Annotated in this window: 14 protein-coding genes; 9 read left to right on the top strand and 5 right to left on the bottom strand. The window is 67.4% G+C overall.

Annotation, left to right across the window (positions count from 1 at the left end; genetic code table 11):
* The 4 genes from rplJ to VEI45_RS09145 form a co-directional block, all read right to left on the bottom strand.
* The coding region (gene rplJ, locus VEI45_RS09160; protein ID WP_324852341.1) for a 50S ribosomal protein L10 at positions 1-422 on the bottom strand (422 nt) is incomplete at its 3' end.
* A 492-nt stretch (positions 423-914) separates the two neighbouring features.
* On the bottom strand, positions 915-1826 hold the full coding sequence (locus VEI45_RS09155; RefSeq protein WP_324852339.1) for an ROK family protein: 912 nt from the start codon (positions 1824-1826) through the stop codon (positions 915-917).
* A 7-nt stretch (positions 1827-1833) separates the two neighbouring features.
* Positions 1834-2460 (bottom strand): DUF7158 domain-containing protein, encoded by a 627-nt coding sequence (locus tag VEI45_RS09150; protein WP_324852337.1) that lies wholly within the window; start codon positions 2458-2460, stop codon positions 1834-1836.
* Positions 2457-6653, bottom strand: a complete 4197-nt coding sequence (locus tag VEI45_RS09145; protein WP_324852335.1) for an NEW3 domain-containing protein — start codon at positions 6651-6653, stop codon at positions 2457-2459. Before VEI45_RS09145 ends, VEI45_RS09150 begins: the two co-directional genes overlap by 4 nt.
* 93 nt (positions 6654-6746) lie before the next feature.
* Between VEI45_RS09145 and VEI45_RS09140 the strand changes: the two genes are divergently transcribed.
* The 9 genes from VEI45_RS09140 to VEI45_RS09100 all read left to right on the top strand — a co-directional run bounded on the left by VEI45_RS09140 (position 6747) and on the right by VEI45_RS09100 (position 15519).
* Positions 6747-7349 carry a DinB family protein gene (locus VEI45_RS09140; RefSeq protein ID WP_324852333.1) on the top strand — a complete coding sequence of 201 codons (603 nt, stop codon included), beginning with the start codon at positions 6747-6749 and terminating at the stop codon, positions 7347-7349.
* Positions 7336-8259 (top strand): alpha/beta fold hydrolase, encoded by a 924-nt coding sequence (locus VEI45_RS09135; protein ID WP_324852331.1) that lies wholly within the window; start codon positions 7336-7338, stop codon positions 8257-8259. The genes VEI45_RS09140 and VEI45_RS09135 overlap by 14 nt, the downstream gene beginning before the upstream one ends.
* A gap of 52 nt (positions 8260-8311) precedes the next feature.
* Positions 8312-9658 (top strand): AarF/ABC1/UbiB kinase family protein, encoded by a 1347-nt coding sequence (locus tag VEI45_RS09130; protein ID WP_324852329.1) that lies wholly within the window; start codon positions 8312-8314, stop codon positions 9656-9658.
* A gap of 14 nt (positions 9659-9672) precedes the next feature.
* Positions 9673-10575, top strand: a complete 903-nt coding sequence (locus VEI45_RS09125; protein ID WP_324852327.1) for an alpha/beta fold hydrolase — start codon at positions 9673-9675, stop codon at positions 10573-10575.
* A 14-nt stretch (positions 10576-10589) separates the two neighbouring features.
* Entirely contained in the window at positions 10590-11450 is an 861-nt protein-coding gene (locus VEI45_RS09120) for a cyclopropane mycolic acid synthase family methyltransferase (protein WP_324852326.1), read from the top strand.
* A gap of 128 nt (positions 11451-11578) precedes the next feature.
* A complete protein-coding gene (locus VEI45_RS09115; RefSeq protein ID WP_324852324.1) occupies positions 11579-12457 on the top strand; it encodes a cyclopropane mycolic acid synthase family methyltransferase in 879 nt (292 codons plus the stop codon).
* A 152-nt stretch (positions 12458-12609) separates the two neighbouring features.
* Positions 12610-13506 carry a hydroxymycolate synthase MmaA4 gene (gene mmaA4 / locus VEI45_RS09110; protein ID WP_324852322.1) on the top strand — a complete coding sequence of 299 codons (897 nt, stop codon included), beginning with the start codon at positions 12610-12612 and terminating at the stop codon, positions 13504-13506.
* A 96-nt stretch (positions 13507-13602) separates the two neighbouring features.
* Positions 13603-14301: a YciI family protein gene (locus VEI45_RS09105; RefSeq protein WP_324852320.1), complete on the top strand. Its 699-nt coding sequence runs from the start codon at positions 13603-13605 to the stop codon at positions 14299-14301.
* Positions 14302-15519 carry an RNA polymerase sigma factor gene (locus tag VEI45_RS09100; RefSeq protein ID WP_324852319.1) on the top strand — a complete coding sequence of 406 codons (1218 nt, stop codon included), beginning with the start codon at positions 14302-14304 and terminating at the stop codon, positions 15517-15519. It abuts the gene before it with no gap.
* 119 nt (positions 15520-15638) lie between these two features.
* Here the strand turns inward: VEI45_RS09100 and VEI45_RS09095 are convergent, their stop codons facing one another.
* Complete coding sequence (locus VEI45_RS09095; protein WP_324852317.1) at positions 15639-17513, bottom strand: fatty acyl-AMP ligase; 1875 nt, start codon at positions 17511-17513, stop codon at positions 15639-15641.

Here is a 17513-nt window from a genome sequence, read left to right as displayed (position 1 = left end):
TTCATCGCCCCGGCCAGTTTGGCGAGCAGCACCTCGCGCGACTCCAGGTCGGCAATGCGCTCGACTTCGGCGACGGTCAGCGGGTGACCGTCCATGTAGCCGCCTTTGATGACCAGCGCCTTGTGCTCCTTGGCGAAGGTCTTGATGGTCTTGGCGGCGTCGACCGCCTCGCCGCTGACGAATGCGATCGCGGTCGGTCCGACGAACAGCTCGTCGAGTCCCTCGACGCCCGCCTCCGAGGCGGCCCGCTTGATCAGCGTGTTCTTGGCGACCGAGTAGGTCGCCGAGCCGGCCAGCGACCGCCGCAGCTCGGCCAGATTGGCCACGGACAGACCACGATATTCCGTGATCACGGTGGCAGTGGAAGCCCTGAACTGCTCGGCAATGTCTGCAACGGCGGTGGCTTTGTCAGCCCGGGCCATGCATACCTCCTTGGGGGTCACGGCCCGGAAATGACGAACGCCCCGACGCAGGAAGCGGTCGGGGCGTGAACGTCGGCGCACGCCGACACGGTCTGCCTCGTCCTCCTGCGTGGGCCGCCGGGAATTCCCGGACCTTCAACCGATTGCTCGGTGACCGACGGTCTTCGGTGGATCGGCATCCACAATAGCGTGGCCTGCCGCTATCAGCCAAAATGGCGATAACCACATCTGCCACTTCAGCCTCTGCCGGAGGAGATGCGCGTTGACTCGTTAAAGATGCCCGTCTCCGAGCAATTTGCCTCGACCCGCAGCACCCGCACTCATTTACCGGCCAGACTGTCGACCGCAAACAGGTGCATCGTGAGTAGGTAGCGAAGTTCGATACCCCGCAGGTTGTTCATCCTCGGACGGTCGCACGCCGTACCACATCGACTCAAAATCGCTCGGAGGCGGGCACAAAGCCGTATGGGCCATATGGGTCCGCCCAGTGGCTCACCTGACAGATGAGACCAATGCTGCCGCGCCGATCAGACCGGCGTCGCCGCCAAGCGCAGCGGGCACCACCCGCAGGCCGCAGATGAAGTCCAGACCTGCGTAGCCGGCCAATGCCTCGTGCAGCGGGTCGAACAGCGTCCGGCCAGACTTGGCGACTCCGCCGCCGACAACGACCAGATCCAAGTCGCACACCGCCCCGACCGAGGCGATCATCGCGGCCAGCGCGGTGGCGCCGCGGCGAAATGCCCGCACGGCCACCGCATCCCCGGCGTCGGCCGCTTCGGCCAGCACCGCGGCGTCGGCGCCGGGCGGCGCCGCCCACCCGTTGGCCAGCGCCCACCGCGTCATCCACGGCCCAGCCGCGACCGTCTCCACACACCCGTGGCCGCCGCAGGAGCACAGCTGCCCGTCTAGCTCGACCACGACGTGGCCGACGTGGCCGGCATTACCGGTCCGCCCGTGATACGGGACCCCCTCGAGCACCAGCCCACCGCCCACCCCGGTGGAGACCACCATGCCGAGCAGGAAGTCGGCGCCCCGGCCGGCGCCACGCCAGTGCTCGCCGAGTGCCATACACACGCCGTCGCCGGCCAGCTGCACCGGCACGCCCGGCGCCACGGCCGCGACCCGGTCTCGCAGCGGAAAGCCGCGCCAGCAGGGGATGTTGATCGGGCTGACGGTCCCCGTCGCCACGTCGATGGGGCCGGCCGATGCGATGCCGACCGCGCGGATCGCACCTCCGGCGGCTTGCATCGCGTCGACGATCATCCGCTGAATGACAAACCAAATCTGTTCTTCCCCTTGGTCTTTCGGAGTCGGCCGGGTGGCGACATGCACCAAGGCGCCAGACGGGTCGACGAGACCGGCGGCGATCTTGGTGCCGCCGATGTCAAGGGTCAGGGTGAGCATCCGCGGTTCAATGCCGGTGGGTGTTGTCGGGTTGACGCGGATCGCCGGGGTGCTCGTATCCCGGTGCCAGCCGCACCAGCTCGGCCCGGCGTTCGTCGAGCCACACTCGGAAGGCGCGGCGCCGCGCGGCCGCCCGCAAGTGGTCGGCGATCAGAGCGCGCACCTCGTGCAAGGGCGGAGCGGCGACGGCCGGGGCGCGCCAGCCGTGGTGGCCGGGGCCAGTCGCGGCGAACCGCAACGGGTTTCGGGCATGGTAGCCGGCCACGTCATCGTCGCTGACGTCGACCGCGGCGGTGACGCGGGCGAACAATGCGCGCGCATAGGGGTCCGACAGCGCCGCCGCGGCGATGCTGCCGATCTCCAGCCGGGCCGTGGTGTCGGGCAGCAGCTCGGCCTCGCTCGGTGCGTCCCGCGGGGTCACGGCGAGCGCAGCGGCCTCGGCGGCGACCACCCGTTCGGTCACGATCAGTTGGGTCAGCCAGCGACGCAGCTGCCTGCCCTCACTGGTGCCCGCTGCCGGCAGCGCAGCCGCCAGCGGGCCCTGACGAGAACGGCGCAGCCGCGCCTCGCGCGCGTCGACCTCGTCCACCGGCACCGCGACGCCACCGACCGTCGCCGCGACAGCCGTGATCATCGGACCGTCACCTTCACCGCGGGTGAGTACACCAGCCGGCCGGCGCAGCCGACCCGGATCAGGGCCCACCACTGGCCCGGTTCCACCCAGGCCGGCGGGCTCACGTCGAAGCCAAGCTCGAGAGCGCCGCGGCCGGGTAGCACCGCGCCCAGCGTTGCCGGGCCGATCCATTCCCAGGTCCCCCACGGGCTGATCACGTGGGCCTCCAGGCTCAGGTCGGCGCACGCGTCGCTGCCGACGGTGACGGCCAGGCGAGCTGAGTCGCCCGCGGCCACCTCGACGTCGGCCGGCCCGTCGACCAGGTACAGCAGCCCACCGTCGTCGGCCCCGTCCACCGAGATCAGGCATACGTCTTCAACGACCTGATGCCAGGCGGGCGGGAGATCGGCGCCGGTGACCTGCAGCTGGGCCCGCACCGGATACAGACCGGGATCGGCGTGCGCGGGTATCTTCAGCGCCACATCGGCTTCCAGGTGTTCGCCGGACCGCAGCGTGAAGGGCAGCTCGGCCGCACTGGCCGACCAACCGTGCGGGCACACCAGCGTGACGGTGCCGGCCAGCGGCGCATCGCAGCTGTCGCTGGCCGCGGTCAGGCGTAGCGTCAACTCTTCGCCCGCGGCCGCGGTGAGCCGGTGAGGATGCAGGTGGGCCACCGCGGGCAGCCCGCCCAGCGGGGCCGGCCCGCGGTTGTGCAGCCAGTACCGCGCGTACAGCGGCTGGCAGTTCTCGGCCTGCGGGGCCAACGCCGTGTCCCCGCCGTCGACCAGCCTGGGCAGGTCGAGTCGCGCCAGCGCGGTGCCGATCTGGTAGCCGTGCAACCTGGTGAGTTGGCGCCGACCCTGCGACCGCTCCAGCAGATCGGCGAACCGCAACTCGGACACCGTGCCCAGCGGCGAGCGCACGACGACGTCGGTGTCGCCGCCGCGGGTTTCGACCAGCCGGATGGCCACCCGGCTGGGGTCGACCGGGTGAGCGCTGCCGTGCGCCAGCGGGTTGCCCGCCGCCTTGAGCGCACCCAGTTGCACGGCGCCGGCCGGGTCGACCTGCAGCAGCGAACCGGTGGCGGGTAGCCCGCCGACCCGGCCGGACGCCGTTACGGCCAGCAGCGGGTTGGAGAAGCCAGCACTGCGGGCTGGGATCTCGGCGTGGCGCCAGTCACCCGCACCGCAGACCAGCGCGTAGTCGAAAATGTGCGTCCAATGCTGCAGCTGGAAGTTCGAGCCGTCGGGCGCGGTGCGGCGCGGCTCGTCGGTCCAGACGCCCGACGGCCAGCCGGTGCAGGACCGCATCAGCGCGGTGTGCAGCGTGCCGTCGGTCTCGACCGCGAAGCTGGGCACCCCGCGGTTGAGTAGCGCGACGGTAAAGGGCTCGAAGCGCTGCAGGCCTGACGGGGCCCGCTGGCTGACGAGGATCTCGGCGTCGACGAGGTCGTCGGCCACCGACGTGATCGCCGGGCCGAGATCGGCGTCCTCGCGACTCGCGATCACCAGCACCGGCAGCGCTCGCGCATCCCGCAGGTCGGCGCCGGGGATCCAGCCGGCCGCCAACGGCGCTGCGGCGGGCACCCACACCGTGGCCCGGCCATTCTCGGCGAGCTGCCGCTCGACCTCGACGCTGTAGGCCGGATCGGCGGCGGCCAGCACGGCCTTGGTGAAGGCGTTCTGGCCCGGCCCGCCCAGCGCGATACGGGCATCCGGGAGGTTCGAGTCGACGCCGAGGCGACCGTAGCGGGGCTTGTCAGCGCTGCTGCAGGTCGCCGTGACCCCGGCACGCACCAGCGCGACCACCAGGTCGCGCGCCAACAGGCCGCCCATCGGCTCGGTCGGCGCGACCACCTCGGCCACCGACACCGCTCGGACACTATCGCCGACCCGCACCCGGGCCGCCGACGACAGCCCGAACCAGCCGTAGGCCGGGTTGTCCAGGGTCCATGGGTGGTCGGCGGTGTCGACGGATTGAGATCCCGAATCAGGCCTGTGCAGCAAGGCGAAACCACGCCCGACGACGGCGTCACCGACCTCGCTGACCGGCATGGCGCCCGGCACCGGGCACGGCCAGCGCAGTCGCAGCAGCCGGTCGGCGTCGGTGAAGTCGTCGATCGTGGAGGTGCAGTCCACCCGGTCGACGCCGTGCCACAGTGTGAGCGTCTGGGTGTAGCGCAGCAGCTCACCGATCCGGCCCGCCACGACCAGCCGCTGGCCCAGCGGGCTGCGATAAGCCCGTACCTCGGCGGACGTTTCCGACGAGCAGACCACCGGCCCCTTGGGCAGCAGGTGCCATGGGCCCTCGCCGCCGGTCGGGTGCGCCGGGTATTCCTCGTAGACCGCCAGCTCGTTGCCCACCCGGCCACCCGCGATCAGCTGCCGGCCGCCGTGTATGAGAGACGACACCCCGCCGCCGCGAGCCGGGTCGACAACCAGACGGCAATATTCGTTCGCAATCTGCTTGCCGCGCACCGACTTCCAGGCCGTCGAGGTCTTGCCAGCGACCAAGCGGTAGGCCCGCCAACCCAACGATGGCACGTCGTTCGCCAGCCAGCTGACCGACCGTCCGTCGTGCTCGACAACCGCGGGCAGCTCGGCGCCGTCGTGGTCCAGCACCCGCACCCCGGCCCCGACCGGCACGTCGAGCCGACAAGTGACGACATCGGTTCGGTTGTGCGCCAACGGGTTCCACACCACCACTGAGTCGTTTGAATGGCCCTCCACGGCGCTGGACAGCAGCGCCAGCGAGTTGTCCCGAGCCGCGCGGCCGAGCTCCCACGCGTCGCGCCAGCCGGTCAACAGGTCGAGGTAGACCTGGTCGGATTCCGACCCGGTGATTGCGTCGTGGTGTGCGCCGTAGGCCAGCTGCACCCATGCCTTGGCCAGCGCGGCCTGCGGGTAGTCGGCGCCGGCGAGCAGCCCCGCGAACACCGCGAACTTCTCGGCGTCCAGGACGGCGTTTTCGGCGGCGCGGTTGGCTTGCTTGGTGTCGATGAACGACACGTCCTTGCCGGTGTAGATCGGGTTCATGTCACGCGTTTGCGGCGACGGCACCAGCGCACGGGCATCCAGATCGGCCCGCACGGCGGCGAAGAATTCGCTCGGCAGCGCGCAGACGAACCGTGGCCAGGTGTAGCGCGAAGCCCAGTCTCGGTGAATCTCGGTGACCCACTTGTTCGGTGGCGTGTAGTCGGTGCCGACCGGCAACAGCACGTTGCGGGTCAGCGCGACCTTCTTCAGCTCTGCGAAGAGCTGGTAGGTGGCCTGCTCGGCTTCGGCCACCGAGGTCGACTCGTCCATCCACCAGCCAGCCGAGTAGTGCGCGGGCATATAGTGCGTGAGCAGCCCGCGCCCCGACGGCGAGATCCATTCGAATTCGCTGCAGAACTGCATGCCTGCGACGCCGCCCTCGTTGTGCATCGGGCCCCATTGGTGGTGCGGTCCGCGCGCCCAGGAACTCGACGTCAGCCCGGCGTCGGCGGCCATCCCCGGAAACTGCGGATCGTGACCGAAGACATCGAGCTGCCAGGCGGTGGCCGGGTTGCCGCCCAGCACGTCATGCTGAAATCCTATGCCGTGAACCAGGTTTCGGATCGTCGTCTCGGGGCTGGTGAGGTTGGTGTTGGGCTCGTTGTAAGTGCCGCCCATGATCTCCACCCGACCCTCGGCGATCAGGCGGCGCAGGTCGGCGCGGTCCTCGGGATGGGTGTCCCAGTACGGCTTGAGGTAGTCGACTTCGGCGAGCACGAATTTGTATTCCGGTTCGCGGCGGGCCATCTCCAGATGCGCGTGGACCAGCTCGAAACCGTTGGTCTGCCGGCACTTTCCGGGCGGCTCCTCAGTCCAGAGGCTGGTGTAACCGCCTTGAGTGTTCCACCAGACCGGGTCGTAGTGGAAGTGACTGATCATGAACATCGTCCACCCGGGCTCGGCGACGGTGAACGCGAACGGTGTCCTGCTGCCATCGATGTGCACCAGCGCGTCCCGTCGCTGGCCGATGACCGGGTGCTCGACGGCAACCGGCACCTCGACAGTGCACTGGCCAACGGTCCGGCCGATTTGGGCGAGCGTCTCGCCGCCCAAGCGGTCGCCGTCGACCCGGACCAGCGTCGGCTCGGTGCCGCCGCTGATGGTCACCCGGGCGACCTGCAGCGGCGCGTCCGGCGGCCCGACGAAAAGTTCCGTCGACTCTGCCGAGATCACCTGCATTCCCGCACCCTACGACCTCCGACGGGCATCACGCGGCGTCACGACGCGGCATTTTTTGACAGGCTTGAGGGCAGCCCACCGGAAGGACCCTCGATGCCTGCTCTCGCCTCGCCCGTCACCGATGAACGCAGCGCCCTGCGCGAGTATCTGGCCTTTCACCAGAGCGCGTTCTTCGCGGTGGCCTACGGCCTGACCGACGAGCAGGCTCGCGCGCGGCCGACGGTCAGCGAACTGTCGATTGGCGGGCTGATCAAGCATGCCACCGGTGTGCAGCGCAGCTGGATGGCGCGGGTCGCCGCGGCGCCCGACGCCCCGCCGCGGGACAGCAGGCCGTTTGACGAGATCGCCGAGGGGTTCGCCGAAGAGCACGTGATGCGGCCGGACGAGACGCTGGACGGACTGCTGAGCGCCTTCGAGGCCGAGAACGCCAAGTCGCTGCGCCTGGTGGACACCGCGGACCTAGCCGCCGAGGTGCCGGTTCCGACCGACATCCCGTGGTTCCCCGGAAACTTGAAAGCCTGGTCGGTGCGATGGGTGATCCTGCACGTGATCAACGAGCTGGCCCGCCACTCCGGGCATGCCGACATCATCCGGGAGAGCATCGACGGCGCCACCATGTATGAGCTGATCGCCGGACGGGAGGGCTGGACAATCGACGGTTGGGTACGGCCTTGGACGAAGCATGCTGACTCGTAGCGGCCTCGCCCGCCGCGACACTGAGCAGGGCGCCGTCGAGCTGTTTTACGAAGATCTCGGCGACCCGGGCGCCCCGCCGGTGCTGTTGATCATGGGGCTCGGCGCCCAGCTACCGATGTGGCCCGACGGCTTCTGCGCTCAGCTCGTCGACGCGGGGTATCGGGTGATCCGGTTCGACCACCGCGATACCGGGCTGTCGGCCAAGATGCACGGGATGCGCGCCAAGGGCCCGGTCTACCGGCGGGTGTGGCGCTATCTGCTGGGCCGCACCAGCCCGGTGCCCTACACGCTGGTCGACATGACGCGCGACGTGGTCGCGCTGCTCGATCACCTGGGCATCGCGCGGGCACACGTCGTCGGCGCCTCGATGGGCGGGATGATCGCGCAGATCCTGGCGGCCAGCGAACCGCAGCGGGTGGCGTCGCTGGCCGTCATCATGTCCACCACCGGCAAACCGTTCTCTCGGTTGCCGGCGTTGCGGGTGATTCGGCTGGCGTTCGGCGGCCCTGGCGATGACGCGTCCGACGAGGAGAGACTGGCCTTCGAAGTCCGCAACATCGCGGTATTCAACGGCCCGAACTTCCTGCCGTCCGAGGCGGAGCTGCGCAAGCGCGTCCAGCAGCTCGCCGAGCGGTCCAACTATCCGCCCGGCATGCTGCGCCAGTTCGACGCCGTGCTGGGCACCGGCAGCCTGCTCGCCTACAGCAAGGCGATCACCGCGCCCACCGTGGTGCTACACGGTTCGCACGACCCAATGGTGCGGCCGCGCAACGGCCGCAGGGTTGCCGCGGCCATCCCGGGCGCCCGGTTCGTCGTCATCGACGGCATGGGCCACGACCTCCCCGAACCAGTGTGGCGCCCGATCGTCGAAGCCCTCACCGAGAACTTTGCCCAGGTCCCCCTCCGGTGAGCGGGCTCACAGGAATTGGGACTTGACACCACCGATTTGGCACACTGCACAAGTGAGTTCCAACAACCACCGCGAGGTAGCCAAACTTGACCGGGTGCCGTTGCCGGTCGAGGTGGCCCGCATCGGCGTGACCGGTTGGCAGCTCACCCGCACCGCCGCACGCGTCGTCACCAAACTGCCGGGCAAGGGTCCGTTGCAGCAAAAGGTCATCAAGCAGCTCCCGCAGACCTTCGCCGACCTGGGCCCCACCTACGTCAAGTTCGGGCAGATCATCGCGTCCAGCCCGGGCGCATTCGGCGAACAGCTGTCGCGTGAATTCCGCGACCTGCTCGACCGCGTGCCGCCGGCCAACAAAGACGAGGTGCACAAGCTGTTCGCCGAGGAGCTCGGGGCTGACCCGTCGGAGTTGTTCGCCACCTTCGAAGAAGAACCGTTCGCGTCGGCGTCCATCGCCCAGGTGCACTACGCCACCCTGCACAGCGGCGAGCAGGTCGTCGTCAAAATCCAGCGGCCGGGCATCCGTCGCCGGGTGGCCGCCGACTTGCAGATCCTCAAGCGCTTCGCGCAGACCGTGGAGCTGGCAAAATTGGGCCGCCGGCTGTCCGCCCAAGACGTCGTCGCGGACTTCAGCGACAACCTGGCTGAGGAGCTGGACTTCCGCCTCGAGGCGCAGTCAATGGACGCCTGGATTTCCCACCTGCACGCGTCACCGCTCGGCAAGAACATCAGGGTGCCGCAGGTGTACTGGAAGTTCACCAGCGAGCGGGTGCTGACAATGGAACGGGTGGAAGGCATCCGCATCGACAACGCCGCCGCCATCCGCAAGGCCGGGTTCGACGGCACCGAGTTGGTCAAGGCGCTGCTGTTCAGTGTGTTCGAGGGCGGGCTGCGGCACGGTCTGTTCCACGGCGACCTGCACGCCGGCAATCTCTACGTCGACGACCAGGGCCGCATCGTGTTCTTCGACTTCGGCATCATGGGCCGCATCGATCCGCGCACCCGCTGGCTGCTGCGTGAGCTGGTGTACGCGCTGCTGGTCAAGAAGGACCACGCCGCGGCCGGGAAGATCGTCGTGTTGATGGGCGCCGTGGGCACTATGAAGCCCGAGGCCCAGGCCGCCAAGGACCTGGAGAAGTTCGCTACCCCGCTGACCATGCAGTCGCTGGGCGAGCTGTCGTATGCCGACATCGGTAGGCAGCTGTCGGCGCTGGCCGACGCCTACGACGTCAAGCTGCCTCGCGAGCTGGTGCTGATCGGTAAGCAGTTCCTCTACGTCGAGCGGTATATGAAGTTGCTGGCGCCGAGGTGGCAGATGATGTCCGACCCGCAGCTCACCGGGTACTTCGCCAACTTCATGGTGGAGGTCAGCCGCGAGCACCAATCCGACGTTGAGGTTTAGGGAGGTCTGGCGGCATGGAAATCCGAAGCGGCACAGCACGTTCCGGTGACCTGGGCATCTATTACGAGGACATGGGCGACCCGAACGATCCGGCCGTGCTGTTGATCATGGGGCTGGGTTCGCAGCTGCTGCTGTGGCGCGACGGGTTCTGCGAGAAGCTCGTCTCCGAAGGTTTGCGGGTGATCCGCTACGACAACCGCGATGTCGGCCTGTCCAGCAAGACCAAGCGGGGGCGTTCCGCGGGGCCGATGATCCCGCGCATGCTCAAGTTCTGGGTGGGCATGCCCGGCGATGCCGACTACACCCTCGAGCACATGGCCGACGACGCCGCCGCCGTGCTCGATCACCTCGGCATTGACCGGGCACACATCGCCGGCGCCTCGATGGGCGGCATGATCGCCCAGGTCTTCGCCGCACGATTCCGCGCGCGGACGCGGTCGCTGGCGGTGATCTTCTCGAGCAACAACCGGCCGTTCTTGCCGCCGCCGGCCCCGCGCGCGCTGTTCGCAGTGCTCAACGGCCCGGCGCCGGGTTCGCCGCTGGACGTGATCGCCGACAACGCCGTGCGGGTCTGGGGAATCATCGGCAGCCCCCACTATCCGGCGCCCGAACAGCGGATCCGCAACGAGACGATCGAGGCCTACGAACGGTGTTACTACCCGTGGGGCATCAGCCGGCATTTCAGCGCGATCATTGCCAGCGGTAGCCTGCGCCGCTACGACCGGCAGATCAGCGCACCCACCGTGGTGCTGCACGGCCGTGCCGACAAGTTGCAGCGCCCGTTCGGTGGCCGGGCGGTTGCCCGCGCGATCCGGGGAGCCCGTCTGGTCTTGATCGACGGCATGGGCCACGATTTGCCCGAGCAGCTGTGGGATCGGCTGATCGGCGAGCTGACGACCACGTTTGCCCACGGCTGATATACCCATCAGACATGCGTGAACTAACGCCCAATTACGAATTGTTGCAGTCGATCTACGACATTTCGAACGAGTTCTTCGAACTGTTCTTGGGCCCCACGATGGGCTACACCTGCGGCTACTTCGAACGCGACGACATGACCACCGACGAGGCCCAGAACGCCAAGTTCGACCTGGCGCTCGGCAAGCTGAACCTGCAGCCAGGGATGACGCTGCTCGACATCGGCTGTGGCTGGGGCGGCGGCATGCAACGGGCGATCGAGAATTACGACGTCAATGTCATCGGCCTGACGCTCAGCCAGTGTCAGCGCGAGTACGCCGAGGCCAAACTGGCCAAGGTCTCGACGCAGCGCAACGTCGAGGTGCGGCTACAGGGTTGGGAAGAGTTCGACGAGAAGGTCGACCGAATCGTGTCAATCGGCGCGTTCGAACACTTCGGCCACGAGCGCTACTCCGACTTCTTCAAAATGGCTTACGATGCCCTGCCCGACAACGGGGTGATGCTGCTGCACACCATCACCGCAATCACCCAGGACGATTGCCAGAGGTTGGGCCTTCCGTTAACCATGTCGATGGTCCGATTCAACAAATTCATCATGACCGAGATCTTCCCCGGCGGGCGGCTGCCGACGGTGGCCATGGTCGAGGAGCACGCCGCCAAAGCCGGTTTCAACCTGGCCCGAAGGCAGGAGATCGGGCCGCACTACGTCAAGACCCTGCAGCTCTGGGCGGACGCACTGGAGGCACACCGGGAGCAGGCCATCGCGGCACAGTCGCAGGAGGTCTACGACCGCTACGTCAAGTACCTCGCGGGCTGTCAGGGCCTGTTCCGTGACGGGTACACCAGCGTCAACCAGTTCACGCTGCAGAAGTAGCGCCGTAACCGAGGACGGGTCGGCGACGCGCTGAGCTAAAAGCTGGTTCTTGATTCGGCCCAACAAGGCGGATCCTTTACCATGACTGGCGGATAACCGGGGGGAAAATCAGAAAGGCGCACGCCGGCATGGCGGAAAAACTCAGGCCGCATTTCGAGGACGTCCAGGCCCACTACGACCTGTCCGACGACTTCTTCCGGCTCTTCCTCGACCCGAGCCAGACCTACAGCTGCGCCTACTTCGAACGTGACGGCATGACGCTGGAAGAGGCTCAGCAGGCCAAGGTCGACCTGGCGCTGGGCAAGCTGGGCCTGCAGCCCGGGATGACGCTGCTCGACGTGGGCTGCGGCTGGGGCAGCACGATGCGCCGCGCGATCGAGAAATACGACGTGAACGTCATCGGCCTGACCTTGAGCAAGAACCAGGCGGGGCACGTGCAGAAGATGTTCGACGAGCTGGACAATGATCCGCAGCGCCAGCCGCGTACCAAACGGATCCTGCTGGCCGGCTGGGAGGAATTCGACGAGCCGGTGGACCGGATCGTCTCCATCGGCGCATTCGAGCACTTCGGCCACGACCGCTACGACGACTTCTTCAAGATGGCCTACCAAGCCCTGCCTGACGACGGCGTGATGCTGCTGCACACGATCACCGGCCTGACCGGCCCGCAGATGATCGAACGCGGCATGCCGCTGACCTTCGAGCTGGCCCGGTTCATGAAGTTCATCGTGACCGAGATCTTCCCGGGCGGCCGGTTGCCGTCGATCGAGAAGGTGGAGGACCACTCGTCAAAAGCGGGCTTCACGCTGACCCGCCGGCAGTCGCTGCAGCCGCACTACGCCAAGACCCTCGACCACTGGGCCGCGGCGCTGGAGGCGCACAAGAGCCAAGCCATCGAGATCCAGTCCGAAGAGGTCTATGAGCGCTATATGCACTATTTGACCGGATGTGCCGGGGGATTCCGGGTCGGCTACATCGACGTCAACCAATTCACACTGGAGAAATAGTCTCCAGACGGGCGGATGAAACCACGGGAGTCCGTCCAAGTATTGGACGATGCCGGGTATTGTGCTTTCACCACGCGATAACGTGCACAATCGGCGAGCACGCAACCCGGGTGCGGCAACACCCCAAGCAGTAGGAAGGCTACGAGACGCTGATGGCTGACAACCCAGTCACTCCGACGAAGACGCGGACGCGCCCCGAAGACATCCAGGCACACTACGACCTCTCCGACGACTTCTTCGCGTTGTTCCAGGACCCGACACGGACCTACAGCTGCGCCTACTTCGAGCGTGACGACATGACGCTGGAAGAAGCCCAGATTGCCAAAGTCGACTTGAACCTCGACAAGCTGGACCTGAAGCCCGGCATGACGCTGCTGGACATCGGCTGCGGCTGGGGAACCACGATGAAGCGCGCGGTCGAGAAATACGATGTCAACGTCATCGGCCTGACGTTGTCCAAGAACCAGCACGCCCGCGCCCAGCAGGTGGTGGACAGCATCGACACCAATCGCTCACGCCAGGTGCTGTTGCGCGGCTGGGAGGATTTCAGCGATTCCGTCGACCGGATCGTGTCCATCGAGGCGTTCGAGCACTTCGGCCACGAGAATTACGACCACTACTTCAAGAACTGTTTCAACATCATGCCCGAGGATGGGCGGATGACCGTACAGAGCAGCGTCAGCTACCACCCGTACGACCTGCACGCGCGCGGCAAGAAGATCACCTTTGAGACGGCGCGGTTCATCAAATTCATCATCACCGAGATCTTCCCCGGGGGTCGCCTCCCCAGCACCGACATGATGGTCGAACACGGCGAGAAGGCCGGATTCATGGTTCCCGAGCCGCTTTCGCTGCAGCCGCACTACGTCAGGACGTTGCGGATCTGGGGCGACGCGCTGGAGGCCAACAAAGACAAGGCCATCGAGATCGCCTCCGAAGAGGTCTACAACCGGTACATGAAGTACCTGCGTGGCTGCGAGTACTACTTCGCCGACGAGACGCTGGACTGCAGCCTGGTCACCTACCTCAAGCCCGGGGCGGCAGCTTAAAATTTCGCACCGCCGCTGTCGGATTGTGGCTGCGCCGTTCGTCGGACAGGTAGAGAGTGGAGCAGAAGGTTCCGCTCACTACCGGAGGTGACCACAATGCAGTACCTAGCTCTGTTGATCAGCCAGGAGCGAGACCTCACGCCCGACCAGGGGGCCACCGAGATGGCCGCCTACCGGGACTTCCACGCCAAAGTCGCCTCGGCGATCCGCGGCGGTGACGCGCTGTTGCCCGCAGCGACCGGTGTGCGCATCTCGGGCGGCCCGGACGCGCCGACGATTACCGACGGCCCATTCGCCGAGGCCGCGGAGGTCGCCGGCGGTTATTACGTGTTCGAAGCCGAAAACCTCGACGACGCATTGGCATTCGCCCGCGATATCCCCGCCGCCAAGCACGGCGCCATCGAAGTTCGGCCGATTTACCACACCGTCGATCCCGATTGGTCGCGCCACGACGGCCAGTGGCTGGCGCTGCTGCTGGAACCACCCGCAGCGGCCAATGTCCCCGGCACGCCGGAGTGGGAGGCGGAAGCGGCGCGGCACGGTGAATTCGCCTCTGTCGCAGGCGAACGCATCGTCAGTGGGGCCGCCTTGCACGAGCCGGCGACGGCCACCACGGTGCGCGTCCGCGACGGCGAGGTGCTGTTGACCGACGGGCCGTACCCGGAAGGAGCCGAAATTGCCACCGGCTTCTATGTGCTGACCGCCGCCGACCGTGACGAGGCGGTCAAACTGGCAGCGATGATCCCCGCGAGCGCGGTGCAGCTACGCCAGTTGGCGGGAGTCTCCGGCCTCTAAATGGTCAACCTGGACGGCGTCTTTCGGCGCGAGTGGGGCCCGGCGGTGGCCACGCTGGCCCGGTGGTCGGGTGATCTCAGCTTCGCCGAGGACGCCGTCCAGGAAGCCTTCGCTGAGGCGCTGCGGGTATGGCCACGCGACGGCGTGCCGGACAATCCCGGCGCATGGGTGCTGACGGTAGCGCGCAACCGCGCCCGCGACCGTTTGCGTCGTGAATCCGTCCGTCCCGGAAAGGAATTGGCGGCCGTGGTGGACGACATCCGGGCGCGCACCGATCACGTCGAACCGCATCCCGTTCGCGATGACGAACTGCGGATGATGTTCACCTGCGCCCACCCCGCACTCGACCGGGTATCGCAGCTTGCGCTGACCCTGCGGCTGGTTTCCGGGCTGACGGTCGCGGAGATCGCCCGCGCGCTGTTGCAGACCGAGGCCGCGGTCGGCCAGCGCATCACCCGCGCCAAGAACAAGGTGCGGCACGCCAACATCCCGCTGCGGGTGCCGCCCGCCGAGTTGCTGCCCGAGCACACGCCGCATGTGCTCAGTTGCATCTACTCGGTGTTCACCGAGGGTTACTGGTCGACGGCGGGGCCGTCGGCGATTCGCGACGAGCTGTGCGACGAAGGGGTTCGGCTGGCTGGCGAGCTGTGCAGGCTGATGCCCGCTGAGCTGGAGGCGCACGCTCTGGCAGCCCTTGTGCTGCTGCATGATTCGCGGCGGACGACCCGGGTGGACGACGCTGGAGCGCTGGTGCCGCTCGAGGAGCAGGACCGTCGCCGCTGGGACCGTGGCCGCATCGCGCGCGGCCTCGATCGGCTGCGGGCCGCCCACGGGTCGACCGGCCCGTATCTGCCGCAGGCGGTGATCGCCGCATTGCATGCGACGGCGCCGTCGTGGGAGCAGACCGACTGGCGCAGTATCTGCACTGCCTACGACAGCCTGTTGGCGATGACCGATTCGCCGGTCGTACGGGCGAATCGGGCTCTGGCAGTTGGCTTCCGCGACGGCCCTGACGCCGGGCTGGCCGCGTTGGAGCAGGTGGCACACGATCCACGGCTGGCCCGGTCCAATTTGGTGGCGTCGGTGCGCGCCGACCTACTGCGGCGGGCGGGGCGACAAGACGACGCCGTCACCTGGTATCGAACGGCGTTGGCGTCCAACGGCTCCGAGCCGGGCCGCGACTACCTGCGCCGGCGCATCGCGGAATGCGAAGGGTAATCCTCCAGCGGTGTTCGCCGGGCCCTGCCCGGTCACCAGACGCAAAAGCTCGCGACACGCCGACCGAAAAGGGGCTTTCGCTGGGGGCACCTCCCGCTTGCGGGGAACTGCTCATGCGATTAGGAATGGCCCCGTAGGCCCAACTCGCCGTTGAGATATTGCGCGCGGCACGCCCGACGCGCGAGCTTGCCGCTGGTGGTTCGCGGGATGACGCCGGCCGCCACCAACAGCACATCGGACACTGGCAGGCTATGCCGGCGCGATACCGCCGCCCGGATGGCGTCGACCACCGGTTGCAGATCAGCCCGGCCCGCGCCCGCCGCCCGTTCGGCAACGATGACCAGACGCTCGCCGGCCTCATCGGCGGACGCTCCCGGCATCTGGTTCGCTGGCACCGAGAACGCCGCAACGTAACCGGATCGCACTGCCGACGACGCCTCGGCCGTTGTGGCCTCGATATCCTGCGGATAATGGTTGCGGCCATCCACGATAATCAGATCCTTGATACGCCCGGTGATGTAGAGCTCACCGTCGAGGTAGACGCCGAGATCACCTGTCCGCAGCCAGGTGGCCTCGCTCGGTGCCCCGTCCGCATGGCTGCCTACCGGCAGCCGGCACTGCAGCTTGTTGCCGAACACCCTCTCGGTTTCCTCCGGGCGTGCCCAGTAGCCGCGGCCGATATTGTCGCCGTGCAACCAGATCTCGCCGACCTCCCCATCGGATAGTTCAGCCTCGGTGTCGGGGTTGACGATGACGCCCCACTGGCTGCGGGCGATCCGGCCGCAGGAAACCTGCGCGATGGCGTTAAGTGCGTCCGGCGAGACCCGGACCGCATGCCCGGCGCCCAACTGGTCGCGGTCCAGGTAGATAACGGTCGCCCCGGCGGCGGGGTCGATGGTCGAGACAAAAAGGGTCGCCTCGGCCATACCGTAAGACGGCTTGACCGCCGTGCTCGGCAGCCCATACGGGGCGAACGCGGCGTTGAACTTCGCGATCGAGTCGATGCTGACCGGCTCGGAGCCGTTGATCAGCGACACCACGTTGCTCAGGTCGAGGTCCTCGCCGGCGTCGGGAAGCCCGCGCTCAACGGCCAGCTCGAACGCGAAATTCGGAGCCGCCGCGAATGTCCGGCCGTGCCGGGACTCCGCTGCCAACTGGCGTATCCACCGCTGCGGCCTTCGGACAAACGCGATCGGCGACATGAGCGTGACCTGGGTGCCGAATACCGCCACGCACAAGATCATCAGCAGGCCCATGTCGTGGTAGAGCGGCAACCAGCTGACGCTGTGGATGTCCCAGTCCATGCCGGTCGAGATCACCATCTGCAGCACGTTGGTGCCGACCGCCCGGTGGGTGATCTCCACACCGACCGGGGCCCGCGTCGACCCCGAGGTGTACTGCAAGTACGCAATATCGTCGATGTCGAGATGAACCGGGGCGAACGTGGCGCCCACCGAATCGGGGATTTCGTCGATCGCGATGACGCGCGGTCTACGGCTGCGCGGCAGCGACCGGACAAATTCCTGAACCGCCGCACCCGCGGCAGCGGTGGTCAGTAACACCGCGGGCTGGGCATCGCCGAGCACCGCGTCGAGGCGCTCCACATGCCCCGGCAACTCCGGCGCGAACAACGGCACTGCGATGTTGCCAGCCTTGATCGCGGCGAAAAAACCGATGATGTAGTCGATGCCCTGCGGAGCCAGGATCGCCACCCGATCGCCCCCGGAAGTCACCTGCTGCAGACGAGCAGCGACGGCCCGCAGCCTGGCGCCCAGCCCGGTCCAGGTCAAGTTGATGACCTTACCGTCGGCATGCTGGGTGTAGTCGAGATAGCGGTAAGCGATGGCATCGCCGATTTCGGCGATGTGGCGGTCCAGAAACGTCACCAGGTTGACGTCTTCTGGCAACACGATGCTGCCGTCCACGTCGAGGTAGTCGGTCAACTCCGGCCGGTTTGGCCGACTGCCACCTTGGTTCCCCGAGGCACCTTCCAT

The sequence above is a fragment of the Mycobacterium sp. genome (genome assembly GCF_035623875.1).
Taxonomy (GTDB): Bacteria; Actinomycetota; Actinomycetes; order Mycobacteriales; family Mycobacteriaceae; genus Mycobacterium.
This window is presented reverse-complemented; position numbering and strand designations above follow the sequence as displayed.